The organism is Pseudoalteromonas sp. CnMc7-15 (assembly GCF_022347925.1).
Taxonomy (GTDB): domain Bacteria; phylum Pseudomonadota; class Gammaproteobacteria; order Enterobacterales; family Alteromonadaceae; genus Pseudoalteromonas; species Pseudoalteromonas ruthenica.
The window spans coordinates 114353-134892 of record NZ_JAKRFT010000003.1 but is presented as its reverse complement, the minus strand read 5'-3'; the positions used below and the strand labels follow the sequence as shown (position 1 = coordinate 134892).

19 protein-coding genes are annotated in these 20540 nt (G+C 48.5%); 10 read left to right on the top strand and 9 right to left on the bottom strand.

From position 1 onward, the window contains the following. The first annotated feature begins 89 nt into the window (after positions 1-89). The 4 genes from prfC to MHM95_RS07925 all read left to right on the top strand — a co-directional run bounded on the left by prfC (position 90) and on the right by MHM95_RS07925 (position 5101). Positions 90-1688, top strand: a complete 1599-nt coding sequence (prfC, locus tag MHM95_RS07940) for a peptide chain release factor 3 (RefSeq protein WP_026111022.1) — start codon at positions 90-92, stop codon at positions 1686-1688. A gap of 69 nt (positions 1689-1757) precedes the next feature. Continuing rightward, positions 1758-3500, top strand: a complete 1743-nt coding sequence (argS, locus tag MHM95_RS07935) for an arginine--tRNA ligase (protein ID WP_239384987.1) — start codon at positions 1758-1760, stop codon at positions 3498-3500. 194 nt (positions 3501-3694) lie between these two features. Next, positions 3695-4333 (top strand): pyridoxamine 5'-phosphate oxidase, encoded by a 639-nt coding sequence (pdxH, locus tag MHM95_RS07930; RefSeq protein ID WP_239384986.1) that lies wholly within the window; start codon positions 3695-3697, stop codon positions 4331-4333. After that, complete coding sequence (locus tag MHM95_RS07925; protein WP_239384985.1) at positions 4334-5101, top strand: TatD family hydrolase; 768 nt, start codon at positions 4334-4336, stop codon at positions 5099-5101. On the opposite strand, the gene MHM95_RS07920 is transcribed toward MHM95_RS07925, so the two are convergent. After that, complete coding sequence (locus MHM95_RS07920; RefSeq protein ID WP_138509918.1) at positions 5068-5691, bottom strand: AhpA/YtjB family protein; 624 nt, start codon at positions 5689-5691, stop codon at positions 5068-5070. The genes MHM95_RS07925 and MHM95_RS07920 overlap by 34 nt on opposite strands. A gap of 93 nt (positions 5692-5784) precedes the next feature. Between MHM95_RS07920 and serB the strand changes: the two genes are divergently transcribed. Then, positions 5785-6804 (top strand): phosphoserine phosphatase SerB, encoded by a 1020-nt coding sequence (gene serB / locus MHM95_RS07915; RefSeq protein WP_239384984.1) that lies wholly within the window; start codon positions 5785-5787, stop codon positions 6802-6804. On the opposite strand, the gene MHM95_RS07910 is transcribed toward serB, so the two are convergent. Continuing rightward, entirely contained in the window at positions 6801-9269 is a 2469-nt protein-coding gene (locus MHM95_RS07910; RefSeq protein ID WP_239384983.1) for a PilZ domain-containing protein, read from the bottom strand. The genes serB and MHM95_RS07910 overlap by 4 nt on opposite strands. A gap of 103 nt (positions 9270-9372) precedes the next feature. Here MHM95_RS07910 and radA point away from each other — a divergent pair, with 103 nt between their 5' ends. From radA to yghU, 3 genes are all read left to right on the top strand, one after another. Next, positions 9373-10743, top strand: a complete 1371-nt coding sequence (radA, locus tag MHM95_RS07905) for a DNA repair protein RadA (protein WP_026111063.1) — start codon at positions 9373-9375, stop codon at positions 10741-10743. A 48-nt stretch (positions 10744-10791) separates the two neighbouring features. Continuing rightward, positions 10792-11709, top strand: coding sequence for a hypothetical protein (locus tag MHM95_RS07900; protein WP_152440366.1), 918 nt, complete (start codon positions 10792-10794; stop codon positions 11707-11709). 135 nt (positions 11710-11844) lie between these two features. Further along, entirely contained in the window at positions 11845-12687 is an 843-nt protein-coding gene (yghU, locus tag MHM95_RS07895) for a glutathione-dependent disulfide-bond oxidoreductase (protein ID WP_239384982.1), read from the top strand. Between the two features lie 35 nt (positions 12688-12722). Here yghU and MHM95_RS18805 read toward each other — a convergent pair whose 3' ends face one another. From MHM95_RS18805 to MHM95_RS07865, 7 genes are all read right to left on the bottom strand, one after another. Beyond that, entirely contained in the window at positions 12723-12848 is a 126-nt protein-coding gene (locus MHM95_RS18805) for a hypothetical protein (protein ID WP_022944597.1), read from the bottom strand. Positions 12849-12926: 78 nt separating this feature from the next. Further along, the gene (gene serA, locus MHM95_RS07890; protein ID WP_239384981.1) at positions 12927-14156 is read right to left on the bottom strand and encodes a phosphoglycerate dehydrogenase; all 1230 of its coding nucleotides are present in this window, start codon (positions 14154-14156) and stop codon (positions 12927-12929) included. A 13-nt stretch (positions 14157-14169) separates the two neighbouring features. Then, complete coding sequence (gene rpiA, locus MHM95_RS07885; protein WP_239384980.1) at positions 14170-14823, bottom strand: ribose-5-phosphate isomerase RpiA; 654 nt, start codon at positions 14821-14823, stop codon at positions 14170-14172. A gap of 46 nt (positions 14824-14869) precedes the next feature. After that, positions 14870-15481 carry a 5-formyltetrahydrofolate cyclo-ligase gene (locus MHM95_RS07880; RefSeq protein WP_239384979.1) on the bottom strand — a complete coding sequence of 204 codons (612 nt, stop codon included), beginning with the start codon at positions 15479-15481 and terminating at the stop codon, positions 14870-14872. 3 nt (positions 15482-15484) lie between these two features. Next, complete coding sequence (locus MHM95_RS07875; RefSeq protein WP_130148455.1) at positions 15485-16036, bottom strand: hypothetical protein; 552 nt, start codon at positions 16034-16036, stop codon at positions 15485-15487. A 120-nt stretch (positions 16037-16156) separates the two neighbouring features. Then, complete coding sequence (locus MHM95_RS07870) at positions 16157-17695, bottom strand: carboxypeptidase (protein ID WP_138588445.1); 1539 nt, start codon at positions 17693-17695, stop codon at positions 16157-16159. 60 nt (positions 17696-17755) lie between these two features. Further along, a complete protein-coding gene (locus MHM95_RS07865; protein WP_239384978.1) occupies positions 17756-18634 on the bottom strand; it encodes an SDR family oxidoreductase in 879 nt (292 codons plus the stop codon). A gap of 134 nt (positions 18635-18768) precedes the next feature. Between MHM95_RS07865 and MHM95_RS07860 the strand changes: the two genes are divergently transcribed. Both MHM95_RS07860 and MHM95_RS07855 read left to right on the top strand, forming a co-directional pair. Then, positions 18769-20010, top strand: a complete 1242-nt coding sequence (locus tag MHM95_RS07860; protein ID WP_045980492.1) for a response regulator — start codon at positions 18769-18771, stop codon at positions 20008-20010. Between the two features lie 181 nt (positions 20011-20191). Then, positions 20192-20530 (top strand): P-II family nitrogen regulator, encoded by a 339-nt coding sequence (locus MHM95_RS07855; protein WP_022944590.1) that lies wholly within the window; start codon positions 20192-20194, stop codon positions 20528-20530. Positions 20531-20540: the final 10 nt, after the last annotated feature.

The following is a 20540-nucleotide window of genomic DNA, read 5'->3' as shown; positions in this document are numbered from 1 at the left end:
GTGTGCATGCTAAAGTCGGTATAATCACGCGTAATAATCTCTAAATTAATTCCCGGCTTGGTTCGCGTTTAGTGCCGGGTCGACTATTCATAAGTGACCGCATGTCAGAGTTAACACAACAAATTAGTAAACGTCGTACTTTTGCGATTATTTCACACCCCGATGCGGGTAAAACCACCATTACCGAAAAAGTTCTATTATTCGGACAAGCCATTCAGAAAGCGGGCACAGTTAAAGGCCGAGGGTCAAACCAACACGCTAAGTCAGACTGGATGGAAATGGAAAAAGAGCGTGGCATCTCGGTGACCACCTCGGTAATGCAGTTCCCTTATAACGAGCGTTTAGTTAACCTGCTAGATACCCCAGGGCACGAAGACTTCTCTGAGGATACCTACCGTACTTTGACCGCCGTGGACTCGTGTTTGATGGTGATTGATGCCGCTAAGGGTGTTGAGGACCGAACTCGTAAGTTAATGGAAGTCACCCGTTTACGTGACACCCCCATCGTCACCTTTATGAACAAACTGGACCGTGATATCCGCGATCCAATGGAGTTATTGGATGAGGTGGAAACTGAGCTCAATATGATGTGTGCCCCCGTAACCTGGCCCATTGGCTGTGGTAAGGAATTCAAAGGGGTCTATCACTTGCACCGTGACGAGACGATTTTGTATCAAAGCGGTCAAGGCCACACCATTCAAGAGTTGCGCATCGTCAAAGGGCTGGATAACAGTGAATTAGATGAAGCGGTGGGTGAGAGCTTAGCGCAACAACTGCGCGAAGAAATTGAGCTGGTGCAAGGAGCGTCCAACGAATTCGATTTAGAGTTATTTTTGAGCGGTGAGTTAACCCCAGTTTACTTCGGTACTGCGTTGGGCAACTTTGGCGTTGATCATATGCTTGATGGCTTGACCGAATGGGCTCCGGCCCCCTTACCGCGTGCCACCGATGATGGCAACAAAGTGGGTGCAGAGCACGAAAAGTTCACAGGTTTTGTGTTTAAAATTCAGGCCAACATGGACCCCAAACACCGTGACCGTATTGCCTTTATGCGCATTGTCTCGGGCAAGTACAGCCAAGGCATGAAGATGAACCACGTGCGTATAGGCAAGCAAATCAGTATTTCTGATGCGGTGACCTTTATGGCCGGTGACCGCGAGCGTGCTGAGCACGCCTATGCCGGGGATATTATTGGCTTGCACAACCATGGCACCATCCAAATTGGTGATACTTTCACCGACGGAGAAAAGCTTAAGTTCAGCGGTATTCCTAACTTTGCCCCAGAGTTATTCCGCCGTATTCGCCTTAAAGATCCACTTAAGCAAAAGCAGTTGCTTAAAGGCCTCGTACAGCTATCGGAAGAGGGCGCGGTGCAGGTGTTTAGACCGCTTGCCAATAACGACTTAATTGTTGGCGCCGTTGGGGTGCTGCAGTTTGATGTTGTGGTTGCACGCTTAAAAGCCGAATACAAAGTGGATGCCATCTATGAAAGTGTCAACGTTAATACGGCGCGTTGGGTAAGCTGTGATGATGTGAAGAAATTTGAAGAGTTCAAGCGCAAGTGTGAGCAAAACCTAGCCTTAGATGGCGGAGATAACCTGACATACATCGCCCCAAGTCGCGTAAACTTGAACTTATCCATGGAGCGTTACCCAGAGGTAACCTTTAGCGAAACGCGCGAGCACTAAAGCGCCACTGAGCAACTGTATTAATCGTGGTCAGCCCCCGCTGGCCCTTATTGCAAGGTATCTGCAACTATGAACATTAAGCAAATTCTGATTGAAAAAGCCAACGCTGCGATGATCGCTGCGGGACTTGAGCAAGGCACGAATCCAGCGGTGACGCAAAGTACGCGCCCGCAATTTGGTGATTACCAAATTAACGGTGCCATGGGCGCCGCGAAAAAGCTAAAAACTAATCCGCGTGAACTAGCGCAAAAAATTATCGATAACCTGGATGTGAGCGATATCGCCGCCGAGGTCGAAATAGCAGGTCCAGGCTTTATTAACATTCACCTCAAACCGGCGTTTTTAGGCGCCAGCGTCGAAGCTGCAAGCCAAGACGATACACTCGGTGTAGCGCAGCACCCGCAAGCGGATACAGTGGTGGTGGATTACTCATCGCCCAACCTTGCCAAGGAAATGCACGTGGGCCATTTACGTTCCACCATTATCGGTGATGCCGTGGTACGTGCCTTGGAGTTTCGTGGTGATAAAGTAATACGGCAAAACCACATGGGCGATTGGGGTACGCAATTTGGTATGCTTATCGCGCATTTGGAAGACATGCTTAATGAGGGCGTTGATCTAGAGTCCGTAGCGCTTGCTGATTTAGAGACATTCTATCGTGACGCCAAAAAGCGTTTCGACGATGAAGCCGGTTTTGCTGATAAGGCGCGCGAGTATGTTGTACGCCTGCAACAAGGCGATGCGCACTGTAATAAGCTGTGGCAACTTTTCATTGATACCTCGGTCAAGCACTCCGAAGAAGTATACAAAAAGCTGAATGTCACCCTGACTCGTGATGATATTAAAGCGGAAAGTGCCTACAACAGTGAGTTGCAGCGCATGATTGAGGTGCTTAAAGAAAAAGGACTGGCGCAGGAAGACCAGGGTGCGCAAGTGGTCTTTTTAGATGAATTAGCCAACAAAGACGGTGAGCCATCGGTGTTCATCGTGCAGAAATCCGGCGGTGGCTTTTTATATTCAACCACAGACCTTGCCGCTTGTGATTATCGCTCTAATGAATTGCAAGCCGACCGTATCTTGATTTTCGTTGATGCTCGTCAAAGCCTGCACTTTAGCCAAGTTGAGCTGACAGCACGCAAGGCCGGCTTTTTACGCGAACAAACCAGCTATGAATTCTGTCCTTTTGGCACCATGATGGGCGAGGATGGTAAACCGTTTAAGACCCGTACTGGCGGTACCGTTAAACTTGCCGATTTACTCGATGAAGCGGTGACTCGCGCCAAAGCAAAGCTCGCCGATAGCGACTCTCCTCATAGTGCGCAAGAGCAAGAAGAAATCGCCCGAAAAGTGGGAATCGGCGCGGTAAAATACGCCGACCTATCGAAAAACCGTACCAGTGACTACATCTTTAACTGGGATACCATGTTGAGCTTTGAGGGAGCCACAGCGCCTTATCTGCAATATGCCTATACGCGAGTGAAAAGTATTTTCCGTAAAGCTGGCATTGATAGCACCACTCATCAGGCTCCGGTTGTGATTGCTGCGCCACAGGAAAAAGCGCTGGCTATCAAGCTGATGCAATTTGAAGAAGTGCTGGACCAAATGATCAGCGATGCCACACCACACGTATTATGTGGGTACTTGTATGAGCTGGCGAGCTTGTATATGAGCTTCTATGAAGCTTGTCCGGTACTTAAAGAGGGCGTCAGCGACGCAGATAAAAATAGCCGCTTGGTGCTGTGTTCATTGGTAGCAAAAACCTTGCACAAAGGGTTAGACCTGCTTGGCATTGAGGTGATGGAGCAAATGTAATCAGCTCAATGTTTGCTGATATTTTACCCTCTAATCGACCGAACCGCGCGCTTTATCCAAAGTCGGCTGGTGGAGAGGTCGATTATACACATCCCCCAATAGGCTTTGCTTTGGAACAAGCTGAGTGACTGGGCAAGGGAACATAGCTTGATTGATTGTCGGGTATTCTTGGCGCTTAGTGAGAAGGAATGAATATGAAATTGGAAGATATTCGTCGTGAGTATTTGCAAGGTGGATTAGATGAATCCATGCTCGATGCGACGCCAGTAGCACAGTTTGAAAAGTGGTTACAACAAGCCATTGACGCGCAAATCCCCGATCCGACGGCCATGGTCGTAGCCACCGTTGACGAGCAGGGTCAGCCTTCGCAGCGTATTGTGTTGCTTAAGCATGTCGATGAGCAAGGATTTGTGTTCTTCACTAATACCGGCTCACGCAAAGCGCAGGAACTTGCCCAGAATAACAAAATTAGCCTGCACTTCCCGTGGCACATGTTTGAGCGTCAAGTCATTGTTTACGGCGAGGCCAAACCGTTGCCAACATCGCGAGTGGCAAAATATTTCTTATCGCGGCCAAAAGAAAGCCAGTTAGCGGCATGGGCTTCTAGCCAAAGTCGGCCGGTGTCATCACGTCAGGCGCTTATGGAAAAGTTTGCGCAAATGAAAAGTAAGTTTGCTAAAGGTGAAATCCCGTTGCCTGATTTTTGGGGAGGATACTGTGTCGAGCCGACTAAGGTTGAGTTTTGGCAAGGAGGAGCGCATCGCCTTCATGATCGCTTTATGTATCGTCGTCAGCCAGATGGGAGCTGGCGTGTAGAGCGTCTAAACCCTTAAATGCGTTTTATCGATTCTCATTGCCACCTCGATTTTAGCGAGTTTAATGGCCAGCGAGAGGCGATAATAGCGAATGCCCAAGCATTGGGCGTGAAGCAGTTTATTGTGCCTGGCATTAGCTTGGCGCAATCCCAGCAGTTGCTCGACTTCAGCCAGCACCATGGGCCCATTCATATCGGTGCTGGTTTACATCCCTACTTTTTGTCGCAACACGCGAGTGAACATATAGTCGGCCTAGGCGAACTGGCAACAGCACATAAGCACCGTTGGTGCGCCATCGGAGAGTGTGGCCTTGATCGCAGTATTGGAGAAATGGACAAGCAAGTGGCGCTCTTTGAAGCGCAGATTGCCTTAGCGAATGAACTGGCGTTGCCACTCATTGTTCATCACCGTCAGAGCCATGACTTAATCGCCGCGAGTTTTAAGCGTTGTCAGCCGCGTTATGGCGGCGTGATCCATGCGTTTTCTGGATCCGAACAAGTGGCTAAATACTATATCAAGTTAGGCTTTAAATTGGGTGTGGGCGGAACCATTACCTATGCTCGATCGGTCAAGACCCAGCAAGCACTGCGTAGTGTCGCAATAGAGCATCTGCTATTGGAAAGTGATGCACCGAGTATGCCGCTTTGCGGATACCAAGGGCAAATCAATACGCCAGAGCGTATTCCTCAAGTGTTTATAGCCCTAGCACGGCTATTGCAATGCCAAGACCTCAGCGCCTTGAGTGAGCAGCTCTATTTTAACTGCTTAGCTTTTTTACGAAAGTAACGCTTTAACTGCCAACGTTTTAATCCTCGTCCAAGCTGCCAAGTGAATACGCAGGTGATCAATAGCATAAGAAGTACTTGGCGACCGACCTCATGAAAATATCGGTGACTGTCATCAATGGCGACTTGGGGCAGGTAATTAACGCGAGCAAAACCGATGGGTTTATTGCTTTGCAATGAGGTGATGGGGATGACAATAGGTTGACTCAATTTACTCACCCCCGGGGTTGCTTGTGTCACCCCAAACTCACGTTGGTAGGGACTAAACGCCTCACTGAGCGCCATCGCAGTGCCGTGAGCATCATAAATGGCTGCACTTTGGATACTCGAGTCTGTACTCAATTGATTGGCCAAATCTCCTAAACGTGGCTTATTGCTCTGCTCCAAAGGCTCCGCTGCGGTCAAGGCTAACTGCTCGGTGAGGCTTTTGGCATATTGATAGCTTTGCTGGTAGAGCATTTGGTGGCCTTGAAAGCTGGTATTAAAGGCCATCCAAGTCAGTAATACAAAGCAAAAAGCGGCAAACACCAAGCGCAGTAGCCGTTGCCACTGCGATGTTCGAACCGGATTTTTCACTTGTTTATTTTTCATATCATGGGTGTACTTACTGACTTTCATCGCTAAGGGTGATTAAATTAAGCATCCGTTGTCATCAGCTAACGTGTTCACCTATTTGGAGTTTTAATGTCGCACCAAAGCATGCTCTTGTCTACTTTAGCACAGCAAGACGATTTGTCTTTACAGCAAACCCTAAGTTTAAATACTTGGTATTCCTTTGACGATTCGCCTTTAGTGGCAAGTCAGCAGAGCGAACAGCCACTGGCTTATGTCAGTGTATTTGGTTTTCAACTGGGCATGCACGTTGCTCAACTGGCACAGCAGCTGCGTGACTGGCAATGTCAGGTGCAGGCGGTGGTCCGGTATCACGCTGATGACGATTTACCTCCAGGGTTTGCGTTCGCGATTGCTAACCCCCAGGCTGAGCTTAACTCTCAGCTCAAGCAATATGCAGCTGAAAACGCAGTGCAGTGCGCGCTGCTGAGCAACCCGCCACGTTTACATACACCTGGCTTATTAGTTATGGATATGGACTCGACGGCGATCACCATCGAATGTATTGATGAAATTGCGCGTTTAGCAGGGGTGTACGACGAGGTCGCTGCGGTCACCGCACAAGCGATGGGTGGGCAGTTGGAATTTAGTGACAGCCTGCGTCAGCGCGTCGCGAAACTAGCGGGCGTTGAGTTGTCTTTGCTTGCAGAGCTCAAAGAGCAGCTTCCCTTGATGCCAGGGATCGACCACCTATGCGCAACGCTAAAACGCCATAATTGGCATTTGGCCATCGCCTCGGGAGGATTTATTCCATTTGCTGAGCAGGTACAAAAACAACTCAAACTAGATCGTATTCATGCCAATCAATTAGCAGACGATGGCCACGTGCTAACCGGAGTGGTCAATGGGGATATTGTTGATGCGCAAGAAAAAGCACGCTTTTTATTAGCTTACCGCGATGAGTTGGGCGTGGGCGCAGAGCAAACGGTGGCAATCGGTGATGGTGCCAATGACCTGCTGATGATGCACGCAGCTGGGCTAGGTGTTGCTGTTCACGGTAAGCCTAAAGTGGTGGCGCAGGCTCCCACCGCCATCAATGCTGGCAGTTTGGCGCAGATACTGTATCTACTCAGTATTCCCGCGTTCAACTAACCTAAACGCTGTAGCCACAGGTTGCGGCGTTCAAGCATTTTTTGGTAATCCTGAACCTCTATATCACAGAGCTTTGGCACTAACTCATCAATAGCGAGGGCATCAATTACGCCCTCTACACGCCATAGCGCTTGCTCTAACTCCTTGGCTTTATGCAACGCATAGTGACTGATGTATTTTAGCTCACTGATCAGGTATTTCGTGTCTGGGCGGCCAGTTTTCGATAAATGCAGGCGAAACGCAAACAACAAGCCCGATTTAAGCGCCTTGTTCACAAAGGGCAGCAGTGAGCTGTAGTCCTCTTCGGTGCTAATACAGCGGCTGGTGACTGCGCCACTGAGGTCGTCTTTTTTAAGGTTTAAGCGAATAAACAGGTCGAAAGTTTTGGGCTTATCTTGGCGGTTTCCATCGCGCAGGGTATCACTGAGCTGTTGGAACTCCTTGATACTCAGTAAGGGTTTTAAGTTTATTTGCGTAGAGAATTCACCAAACTGACGCCAAATATGGTGAATCGCGCTTTGATAACGTCCTTCACCTATTGCACCAAGCTCCAGGTGTGCTTCTTCTTTGGTAATATACAGCGGTGTTTGCGCTAGATTCTTGACCACAATATTGCGCAAGGCTTTGGATAGCCCCGGCACTTTCGGCTCTTCCTCACACACTTGCAGCTTGTCTTTGTTGTTCTCTACTAGTTGCGAGAAAAACTGTACGCCAACATGGGGTTGCTTACTTTTTTGGTAGGCTTTTAAGTTTAAAATGGTGCCGGTCTTACTGACAGCCATCACCTCGTAAGGCAGTTGAGTGAGCTCAAATTTTTTCGTTATTTCTTGCAGTTGCGGTAAGCGCAGATAAATAACATCGCCTTTTTTGGTCTCAGGCGCTGGTTGGCTCAGCTCTATTTGCATTCCTAGTACACTGAAATCACGAGATTGTGCTGACATCGGCGCTGCCAAACCACTTTCAACGGTCACTTCTGTTTGGTACAGATACCGCTTGTGAGCCCGTAAGTTAGCATACTCCAAGGCAACGACTTCAAGCTCTGGCTCTGCCACTTTACGATGGCCAAATACTTTGAGCTGGTTGACTAAGCTTTTATCGAGGCGGTAGCGGCGCTTGTGTGCGGTTAAATTAGCAGAGCTCACCTCCGATAAGGTACACAGGTACTTTAGACCCTTTAAATAGCTTTGCACGCGAGCGCTCGGAGGCTTATTAAGTTTAGCAATTGCCTCGCCGGCACTGTCGGGGAGCGAGAGTGGAATATGGGAGTCTTCGCTTTGCACGGGAACCAATTGCAACTTAAATACCCGCCAAGACGGCTTCCTACTGGCATAGGAAAAAAATAACGAGCGTAACTTAGGGTAGGTGGCCAGTTCGATATCGGTGGCGCTGTAAAAGAAGACCTTGCCATTTTGGGTGTGACTAAAGCTGTAAAGTAGGGTTGATTTGACTTGCCCCTTGCGTGCCAAAATGCTGCTTATGCGCTGCGTATTAAGAATACTCGGCAGCACAGAGCGGCGCTCTTCATCACTGAAATAATAGTGAATGTAGGCATTATTCTCGGTGGTAAGCAGCAGTTTAGGGGTGAGCTTTTTATCGTTTACGCAAATGAAACTGAACAGCGAACTGACCCTTGGCAAGTAATACTGCTCATAACCTTTGGTTAAAACCGCATCGAGGGTGTTATCAAGGTTGACCTTGTAGCGGCGTTTATTACCGTTAATAAAGCGCGCCAGAAACTCATCGAACCCAGGGGTTGTCTCGCTACCAGTGCGCTTCATGCGGGCGTAATAAAAGTCGATGGTGCTCGCAGGATCTATGCCGACAATTTCATATTCTAAGCCGTTTTTGAGGCCCAGTTCGAAATCTTCCTCTAGACCGGTAAAGCGAACCTGCACTTTTTGACCGCGCTCAAGCATGGCATGACTAGGCAATTTGAGCTTACATCCCCCCAAAGAAATATCGCTGCTTTTACCTTCTATGGTTTTGTCATTCACCATAACACTGACTTTGATGGTGTAATTCATGCGCTCTTGCTGACGAAAATCATAGGAGGCAAAGTGGATGACACGGGCACTTTTTTCAGTATTTTCCGGCTGTGGTGTTGCACCTTGGCGTAATTGGCGCTGATTGTTCACCTCTTCCATCACCATTTCATAGACAGCCATGGTGTAGTCGCCGAAGCGAGCGACGCCTTTTTCAAAGGTTGCGATGGCTTGAGCATCCATAAAATGCTGCTGACTCTTGTATGAGTAGCTTTGCACTTCACCGGAAGCCGTGCCGCGTAAATCAATGGTGCGGCTGCACGGCTGACGAAGACGATTAAACTCCATCTTTATAATAAATTGATCGCCCTTAGGTAGTTGTGCCGTTTTAGCGGCAAAATCGCGGCTAAAGCTCGCCTGCCCGAGGCTTTGCTTGAGTTCGTCAACTAAGGGTTGGTGTTTTAAAAGGGTGTCTTCAGCCATGCATTAAACCATTACCCAGTCGGCAAAAACCGTTATACTGGGTGTCAAATTATTGTTTATTCGTTATTTAAACGATTTATCCAGCAAAAATTATGCCCGTAATATGGTAAAAAAGAAAACAGCTTTTGTATGTAATGAGTGTGGTGCTGAGTTTGCGCGTTGGCAAGGCCAATGTAGCGAGTGCAAAGCATGGAACACAGTAACCGAATTTCGCGTGCCCTCGGTTAAATCGGCGCCACGCAATAGTGCTGCGAGCGGCTATGCCGGCATGGTTGAGGCCAAAATTCAAACTCTGGATGAGGTTAATCTTGAAAGCCTGCCACGCTTCTCCACCGGGTTTGTTGAGTTTGACCGCGTGTTAGGGGGCGGTGTGGTGCCGGGGAGTGCCATTCTTATCGGTGGTGAGCCCGGAGCCGGTAAAAGTACTATTTTGCTGCAAACCATGTGTGGTCTCGCAGAAAATATGAAAACCCTGTATGTCACCGGGGAGGAGTCTTTGCAGCAAGTGGCTATGCGGGCAAAGCGTTTGGGGTTGCCCACCAATAAGCTACAAACCTTAGCCGAAACCAATGTCGAAACCATTTGCCAGCTGGCGCTAAGAGAAAAGCCCGGGATCATGGTCATAGATTCCATTCAAGTCATGCATATGGCCGATGTGCAATCGGCACCAGGTAGTGTTTCCCAGGTAAGAGAAAGTGCGGCGTACCTCACCCGTTTTGCTAAACAAAATCAAATAGCCATGATCATGGTGGGCCATGTGACCAAAGACGGCTCCTTAGCCGGCCCCAAGGTATTAGAACACTGCATTGATTGTTCTATTTTACTTGAAGGTAGCAGTGATAGCCGTTTTCGTACTTTGCGTGGTCACAAAAACCGCTTTGGCGCAGTAAACGAGCTTGGGGTGTTCGCCATGACTGGGCAAGGGTTGCGCGAGGTAAAAAACCCCTCGGCTATTTTCCTGAACCGCTCACAAGAGCAAACACCGGGCTCGTTAGTTATGGTGGTATGGGAAGGTACCAGACCGCTGCTGGTGGAAGTGCAGGCGCTCGTCGATTATTCGCAGCTTGCAAACCCTCGTCGCGTCACGGTGGGTTTGGAGCAAAATCGCCTCGCGATGTTATTGGCGGTGCTACACCGCCATGGCGGTTTACAAGTGGCCGATCAGGATGTGTTTGTTAACGTCGTCGGTGGTGTCAAGGTCACGGAAACCAGCGCTGATTTGGCTTTGATTGTGGCTTTGGTGTCCAGTTTTAAGAATTATAGCTTGGCCCGTGAGCTGGTGGTATTTGGTGAAGTTGGCCTGGGTGGGGAGATTCGTCCAGTGCCCAGTGGTCAAGAACGACTGCGTGAAGCCGCGAAACATGGCTTTAAACGTGCTATTGTACCCATTGACAATAAACCGAAAGAGGCAATCGAGGGCATGGAAGTCACAGCAGTCGCAAGCTTAAGCGATGCACTCGATGCGTTATTTTAAAGTAATGTCCAAACTAGGAGGGAGCTGGACACTCCCAAGGAAGTCAACATGAAAAAACTACTCATTGTCGGTGCCGTGGGTGCCATCGCCATTGGCGGTTATAGCTATGCCAATTATTATGTGTCGAAAGAAGCGCGCAAGGGCATTGATCAGCAGCTAATGCAAATTCAAACGCAAACAGGCCTTGATATCCGCTACGACGAGATTTCTGCCAATGTATTGGACAATGCGTTGGCGTTGGCCGACATTTCTGTCAATGACCACCTCGGCGAGCAAATTGCTCAGATTGAGCGTGTTGAAATGACCGGCTATGAGCCGAATAAGGTTTCTGAATATGCTCGTGTCGAAATCAAAGACTTAACTTTCTCAGGCGCCGCAGTGCAAGGCATGGATGAGCTTAAAGGCGAGAATATCAATGTCTTGAGTGAGTTCACTTATGATGAAAAAAGTGGTGATGCGGATATTTTTACCAAGCTCAATGCAGGTAAATTGGCCGATGTTGAGTTTAGCTTTGCCATGACCAATTCACAGGCGTTAATGGCAGTGTCGCAGCAACTTAATGAGATGCAACAGCAATCACAACAAGAGCAGGGGAACTTACAGCAACAGCTGGCGCTGCAAAGCCAGATGATGAGTGCTGTGACCGAGTTGGTGCCAAAGAAAGTGAGCTTTAAATTAGCCAACAACGGTAAGCTCAAGGCGCTTCTTGAGCGCCTAATTGGCGAGCAAGGCATGACCTATGAGCAATTCCAACAAAATGCCCAGCAACAATTGAGCATGTCACCGGCGCCGGTGGTATTGCGAGAAGCGGCACTGAATTTTATCGAGGGCACGGAGCAGTTTGAAGTCTCTATGCAGGTTCCCGAAAATACCTCGGTGGCAGAGATTAATCAGCAAATGATGACACTAATGGGTAAGCCGGAAGAGTTGGCTAACTACTTTAGCTTGCATGCTGTAGGTAAATAATGACGACCCATAGCGCGCACGGATGTGGGCGGTAAAATTCAAAAAGGCACCTGAAGGTGCCTTTTTTGCTCTTGTAATTATATTATCCACCCTCAGGTCTATACTCAAAACGTTTTTACATCATCAGGAGCGACAATGAGTAAATCGACCTACACTCCACCAAAAGTTTGGCAGTTCGATAGCGAAAGTGGCGGCAAATGGGCAAGCCTAAATAAACCCACAGCAGGGGCCACGTTCGAGCAGCATCTGCCAAGCGGGCAGCATCCCTTTCAGCTGTACTCTATGGCCACTCCTAATGGCCAAAAGGCCACGATTATGTTTGAAGAGTTGCTGGAGCAGGGAATTAAAGACGCCGAATACGATGCTTTTTTAATCGATATTAGCGAAGGCGACCAGTTTGGTTCTGACTTTGTTGCCATTAACCCGAACTCAAAAATCCCGGCGTTACTAGACACCTCAAGCACCCCTGCCACACCGGTTTTTGAATCGGGAGCAATACTGCTTTATTTAGCACAGAAATTTGCCACGCTTATCCCTTCAGAGCCTTATGCAAAGGCGCAGTGTATGAATTGGTTATTTTGGCAGATGGGCAGCGCACCTTATCTAGGTGGCGGTTTTGGTCACTTTTATGCTTATGCGCCAGAGCCGATGGAATATCCCATCAATCGCTTTACCATGGAAACTAAGCGCCAGTTGGATGTGTTAGATAAGCACTTGGCGCAAAACGAGTATATGGCCGGTGAGCAATACTCTATTGCCGATATTGCTATTTGGCCTTGGTACGGGGCCTTGGTGTTAGGGCGGTTATACGATGCCGGTGAGTTTCTCAGTGTACACGAGTATAAGCACGTGTTGGCGTGGGCCAAGAGAATTGACGCTCGGCCTGCAGTAAAGCGGGGCCAACGAGTTAATCGCGTATGGGGTGAGCCGAGCGAGCAACTCAAAGAGCGCCATGCCAGTAGCGACTTTGATACCTAAACCAACAGCCGCTTAGATTGGCAAGAATCTGGGTATTACGCTAGAAGCTCGCCTACTTTAATACCCAAGGCAAAAATACCCACCGCCACTAAAAAGGCAATGAGGGTGATATGGCCGCGACGTTCTTTCGCTTTGTCTTTGTTATTATTGTTAGAGTCCATAAGGTGATCCCTATTGGTTATTGTTGATAAAAAAAGCACAGCCAAAGCTGTGCTTTTTAGTCTACCTATACAAACCATTTAGTGCAAAATTCGCGCACGTATGGTGCCGTCCACGGCACTGAGTTCTTTCAATGCCACTTCGGAGTGGTCGCTATCCACATCAATAACGACATAACCTATGTTGTCATCGGTTTGCAGGTACTGCGCGGCTATATTAATGCCATGCTGTGCAAACGCTTGGTTAATTTGTGTCAACACACCAGGGCGGTTTTGGTGAATGTGCAACAGGCGACTGCGATTCGCCAGTTCTGGCAGGGCGACTTCAGGGAAATTGACGGCTGTCATTGTTGAGCCGTTGTCGGAATATTTAGCGAGCTTACCGGCCACTTCCACACCAATACTTTCTTGCGCCTCTTGCGTGGAGCCGCCAACATGGGGGGTTAAAATAACGTTGTCGAATTGGCGCAGTGGCGAGACAAATTCTTCATCGTTTGATTTCGGTTCAACAGGGAACACATCGATGGCCGCGCCGGATAAGCTGCGCTCTTCGAGTGCTTCGGCAAGGGCGTCAATATCGACAACGGTGCCGCGTGAGGCGTTAATCAAGATGCTGCCTTTTTTCATGACCGCCAACTCAGCGGTGCCGATGAGGTTCTTTGTTTGCGGGGTTTCCGGCACGTGTAAACTGACTACATCCGATTGCTGCAGTAGTTTAGTGAGATTTTCTACTTGCTGGGCATTACCTAAGGATAACTTATCTTCGATATCGTAATAACGCACTTGCATGCCAATGTTCTCAGCCATAATGCCCAACTGAGTACCGATGTGGCCATAGCCTATGATACCCAATGTTTTGCCTCGAGCCTCGAAAGACCCTTCTGCTGATTTCAGCCACTGGCCTCGGTGAGCCATCGCATTGCGTTTAGGAATACCGCGCAGCAACAATAAAATCTCACCCAGCACCAATTCCGCGACCGAGCGAGTATTGGAAAATGGCGCGTTGAAGACCGCAATCCCCCGGCGCTTCGCGGCGTCGAGGTCAACTTGGTTAGTACCAATACAGAAGCAACCGACAGCGACCAGCTTTTGCGCTGCATCTAAGACTTTTTCTGTGAGTTGTGTACGTGAGCGCAAGCCAACGAAGTGCACGTCGCCAATGCGCTCTATAAGTTCACTTTCAGGTAGCGAGGTTTTAACGTAATCGATATTGCTGTAACCGTTGCGTTTTAGCGTTTCCACCGCACTTTGGTGTACGCCCTCTAGCAAGAGAATTTTAATTTTGTCTTTTGCTAACGATACCTTACTCATGTTCCTCATTCCTCTAACGTGTAGTAGGCCCCTGCGCAGTACCAACGACAACAGCATCGGCACCACGATGGGCAAATAGGCCGTTGGTTACAACACCGACGACTTGGTTTAATGTCTGCTCAAGCGACTTGGCATCAACAATATGTAAATTATGCACGTCCAAAATGACATTGCCGTTATCGGTGGTGACACCTTGGCGATAAACTGGGTCGCCCCCGAGTTTAACAATTTCACGGGCGACATAGCTGCGCGCCATCGGGATCACTTCCACTGGCAGTGGGAACTCACCCAAGGTATCGACGATTTTGCTCTCATCAACGATACACACAAAGCGCTTGGCCACTGCCGCGACAATTTTCTCACGAGTCAATGCCGCACCGCCGCCTTTGATCATTTCATTGTTGGCGTTGATCTCATCGGCGCCATCAACATAAATATCGAGGCTACTGACGTCATTGAGCTCAAATACCTCTATTCCCAACGCTTTTAACCGTTGTGTCGAGGCTTCAGAGCTGGAAACGGCGCCACGAATCGTGTCTTTTATCGACGCCAGTGCATCAATAAAGTGATTCACAGTAGAACCGGTGCCAACACCAACAATCGTGTCGCTTTTTACATAGTCTAGCGCTGCCCAAGCAGCCGTTTTTTTCATTTCATCTTGAGTCATGGTGTGCTCATTAAAGAGTTAATAGCAAAGGGTTTCGGTTAGTGTATCACTGTGCACCGGGGCGATAAATTGTCTTCGGTGTCACAATATAATCAAGTGGCACATCCCAACTCGCGACCGGTAGTTGCGCCACTTCTTGGCATTGATGGGCAATACCTATGAGCAGAGGGCGCTGACTTCGATCGGCGGGGATTTGTGCTAATGTGCGGTCATAATATCCGCCACCCATACCCAACCGATTGCCTTGGCTATCAAATGCAACCAGTGGCGTGAGAATATAATCTAACTGCGCAACCGGACACACATGACTGCAATTCAACTTGGGTTCCAAGATACCATAGCGGTTTGTGCTCATGGGTGAATTTTCTTCATACCTCTGGAAGAGTAAATGAGTCCTCGAAAAGGGGTGAATAATGGGCAGGTTTGGTACTGCTTTTTTAGCCCATAAGTCTTCAAAAATGGGAGATAGGCTGGGTTCCCCATCGTTCGCCAAGTACCCGCCTACTTGGGTCCCTTGAGTAATTTTTGCTACTTGAAGAAAACTAATAATGAGGTCGTCGGCGGCACGTTTTTGTTCAGAAGTAGATAAGCTTTTTCTCATTTCCCGCATCTTCTTGCGGATGTCAATACGTTGCTGATTAAACTGATTCGCACTCATAGCTTAAAAAGTCAGTAATTCGGGGTAGATGAAAGCCAACGCGAGCACACCAAGCAGAAGCACAATCAGCGCGATTAAGGTAAATAAAGGCCAACGTTTGCGACTTGGCTGAGGCGCCAGCTCGAGCTCCTCGTCGAGGCTGAGATCAACGGCAAAATCATCATTCACTTCATTGCTAGAATTTTGCTGCAGCTGATCATTGAGGCGGTTATCCATATCATCAAGACGTTCCTCAAGGCGAATAAGGCTACTGGTAATATAATCAAGCGCCGCCAAAATTTGCTCGTCTCTAGCCGCGGCCGATGCCGTATTCGCGGTCTCATTGGCCGTACTTTGCATGCTTTGCAGTCGTGTACGAATGCCTAACGAAGCCAACACCTTAGCTTGTTTTAATGCTTTGGCTTTATCACTGGGAGCAAAGATACTACGCCCAGTGAAAAAAGCTTGCGCCTGCTTGGGTGACAGTTTCAGTTTCTGCTGCAACGCATGTGCGACTTCGGTTTGCTCAAGGCCCTCATCGAGGCTGGCGAATACTAACCTATATTGTTCACTCATAGATATCCTGCTGTGCTGATACAGCTACAACGATTGTGTAGTTGTGAGTATAAATCCTTTTTTTTAAAAAGAAAAAGCCCACCATTGGGTGGGCTTTAATAGATACAGTAAGTACCCGGCTTAGTATTTAGCCGCTGCTCCTTGTTCTGGCAGAGCGTTCAAAATAAACTCGCGCAAATCATTGTTTGAGCTTTCTAAATCAGCTCGGCGTAAATACATCATATGGCCACTGCGGTAACCTTTAAAGCTCAAGCGCTCTTTCATTTTACCGCTTGGGTCTAGCTGCCACATCGTGTACTTGGCATCAAAATAGTTGGTCGCACCATCGTAGTAGCCTGATTGGATTAGCACATTGAGGTAGGGGTTTTGTGCCATCGCCAAGCGTAGGTTTTCACCAGTGTTGTTATTGCTACGATCCCAAGGGTGCACCGAGCCAAACATGTTGTATTTCACATCGGTTTTGTAATTTAGCTCTTCACTAAGGTAGTAGTTGATAGCCGGTGTGAACGAGTGCAACCAAGAAGTCAGTTCCGCCCAGTAATCTGGACGCTCGCCAGTATCACGCTTATCAATACCTAAATAACGCGAGTCCAAACGTCCTACTGTTTGCCCGCGCTCACGCAATAGCTCTTTCCAAAAAGACATGGTGGGCACATCGAGGTTGTTGCGTTCAATATAGGTTTCAGAGACGCCTGCATAGCGGGCCATTTGTGCAACGATGCGACGTTTTTCATCGTCAGAGATAAAGCCCCCTTTGGCCAATGCTGGGATCAGCTCATTGACAGTGAAAGTTTCTACTTCGCTTAAAAACGGCTCGAGGTCCATGTTTTGGTACTGCTCATCTAGCGCCTTATGATACCACGCTGTGGCAGCGAAGTAGGGCAGGCGATTAGCGGCTTCCACCGGGCCTTCACGTTTGATACCGATCTCAGTGGGCGACACCAGCACCACACCGTTGAGGTACATCCATTGGCTGTTTTGTAATTCTAACGCCAAACCGGACACCCGGGTGGTGCCATAGCTTTCACCAATTAGGAATTTAGGCGAGCGCCAGCGATTATGACGGTGTACAAAGGTATTGAGCCACTCAGCTAAATATTGAATATCGGCGTTAACGCCAAAGAACATGTCCTTTTGCTTGTCGCGGCTAGGCATTTTGCCATCAGCGTCCGGCAGTACGCGAGAGTACCCGGTATTGACTGGGTTCACATAGACAATATCCGCTACATCTAGCACCGAGTAGGGGTTTTCTTTAACACCGTAGGGTTGGACTGGGTAACCCTCGTCATCAATTTTTAATACCTTGGGACCGGTATAAGCTAGGTGCATCCAAACCGATGCCGAGCCAGGCCCACCATTGAATGAAATAAGCAGCGGACGCTGGGTGTCATCATCAACACCATCACGCTTATAGTATGTGTAGTGCAGTGTGGCCACAGCATGGCCTTGGTCGTCCCACACCGGCTGTGTGCCCGTCTCGGCGGTGTACGATAAGCGATCGCCATTGATGCGCGCTTTGTGCTCGGTAATAACTTTACTATCGATATCAATTTGGCGGCTGTGCTGCGAGGCGTCGTGCTGATCGACCTCGGCAACAGCCAGTGGCGAAAGTGCCACTGCAAGAGTTAGGCTCAATGCCTTTAATTGTGTTGCGAACATGATTCACCCTTAGTTCCTGTAGTTTTCTCCATTAAAGGAGTTCAAAGTGACAAGTACAAGTTAATGCGACAAGTGGGGAGCAATCACTGTGGCGATACGAGCACTAAAATCACTATCAATGGTCAGCCCCATCGGCGCCAGTCGAGTATCACGCAATTGACAATCCTTGGGCCGTGGTGCAGCGTTGCTATCCACACTGGCAGCACTGAGACTGTTGGGGTCAATATGTAATAGCGGTGCTATGGCTTGGGCCATTGTCAGCTTAGTGAGCTTTTCGCTGGCACTGATATGGAATATACCGCTTAGGTCGTTGTTCATCATGTGCAGCGCATTACTGAGCACATCAGCAATATCGTTAACATCCGTTGGCAAGCGCTGCGCCTCATCATCAAACTGTCGTTGTCCGGCTTTTAGTTGTGCCGCAATGGTGGTCACAGCCGATTCTTTTAAATGAGAAACTTCACCGTAAAGTACCGGGATACGAACGATGGCTGCGTCGGGGTAGTTTGCTTGTAATAGTGTTTCACTGCGCGCTTTGGATTCACCATAGAGGTTCAGTGGGTTGACGGCAGCGCCTTCTTCATAGGGCGGGTGCTGGCCATCAAATACGTAATCAGTACTAATAAAGATGAGTCGGCATTGGTACTCGGTGCATAACTGGGCGATATGTTCGGTAACCTCGCAGTTCAGTTGTATGCTGCGTTGCGGGTCGGTATCAAATTGGTCTGGGTTGCGCTCAGCGGCTGCATGAATAAACACCTCGGGGCGATGCTTTGAAAAAAGCGCGGACAATGCCTCGGCATCGGTCAGGTCGACTTTAACAAGTGGTGGCTGAGCACGGGAAAAACCTAACCCAATCACTTGGTGATGCGGCGCAAGACGCTGATAAAGCGCACGGCCGAGTAATCCGGTTGCGCCGGATAGCATGATAGTAGACATAATAAAAACGCAGGTCATCTATTGGTGGAACTCACCCTAGCGACACAAGTTTATAAAGTCAAAGATGTCCTTTAATGCCAAAGTGTGGTTAAATTTGGTCCGCTTAATGAAAGATATTCACCTTGGAGTTGGCGATGGCCCGAGTATTGATTGTTGAAGATAGTAAAGTTGTGCAGCAAGTATTGCGCCATTTGCTAACGCAAAAATTTGCCCGTGAATTTATTAAGCACGTTGATTTTGCTTGGAATTATGAGCAAGCCCAAGAGCTACTTGAGCAGCACACATATGATTTGGCGTTGGTTGACATGACCTTGCCAGACTGTGCCAGTGGCGATGCTGCACGCCTTACGATTGAACATAATGTCGCTTCAGTCATTTTAACCTCGAGTATGGACGAGTCTCAGCGCCAACAGATGCTGGAACTCGGCGTGGTTGATTATGTTATTAAAGATAACCGTGACTCCTACCTTTATGCCGTGCGTCTATTAACGCAGCTACTGCGTAATAAAGGTCTACCAGTGCTGGTGGCTGATGATTCGCAATTGAGTCGACAAGTACTTAAGCAGTTACTACAGCGTCAGCTTTATCATGTTATTGAGGCTGAAGACGGTGAACAAGCGCTGGCGATATTGCGTGAAGACACCAGTATCAAGCTGCTGCTATGTGATTATGCTATGCCGAAAATGGACGGCTTCGAATTAGTACGAGCGGTGCGTAACCACCGAGGCCGTGATGATTTGGCCATCATTGGTATTTCCGGCGCGGGCAACAATGGTTTATCGGCTAAGTTTATCAAATACGGCGCCAATGACTTTTTGACCAAGCCGTTCATGAATGAAGAATTTCATTGTCGCGTGCTGCAAACGGTAGAGCAGCTGCATTTAATCGAACAAATTAAAGCCACGGCAGAGCGTGATTACCTCACCGGCATGTTTAATCGTCGCTATTTACAAGAGCATGGTCGGCGCTTATTTGCAAAAGATAAACACGCTGTCACGGTGGCGCTAATCGACGCCGATAACTTCAAACAGATCAACGATCAGTATGGTCATCAAGCCGGAGACAGCGCGCTTCGACAGCTTGCCCAGCGACTACAGCAGCACCTTGATGAGCACATTGTTGCGCGGTTTGGTGGCGAAGAGTTCGCCGTGTTGGCACATTGTCACGACAGTGCACAATTGCAGCAGCAGCTGGAAAATGTAAACGACTCGCTGCGCGATGAGCCAATTGAACTAGCCGATAGCACGCATACACTGAGTGTTAGCATTGGCTTAGCAGCGATGAATCATCATGACTTTGATGCCTGCTTAAGTGCTGCTGATAAAGCCCTTTATCGCGCCAAGGCGCAAGGTAAATGTCAGCTGGTGTGTGAATAACATCATCGCTGTGATGAGTTAACGCACAACTTTGGCCAGAGCGACTGATAAACGCACCACAATGGTGCGTTTTTTTATGCTCTGATAAGTTAATGCGCTGTTAAATAAAGGGAATTTAAACTGGCATAAAGGTTGGATTGGTCCTTAGACAATAATAATGAATATTGCCTAAGGGGGCCGTATGAAAATGATCAGCGCCATCATCAAGCCGTTCAAACTTGATGAAGTACGCGAAGCCTTGGCGGAGCTGGGTATAGAGGGGATGACTGTGGTTGATGTTAAAGGCTTTGGCCGGCAACGCGGACACACCGAACTCTATCGCGGAGCCGAATACCAGGTGGACTTTATTCCCAAAATTAAAATCGAAATCGCAACCTTAAGCGACAACGTCGACAGAGTGGTTGAACTCATCACCCAGGTGGCCTCCACTGGCAAAATTGGCGACGGTAAGATTTTCGTTTATGACCTTGACCAAATTGTGCGCATCCGTACGGGTGAGCTCGACGAAGAAGCGATTTAAGGGGAGCCAT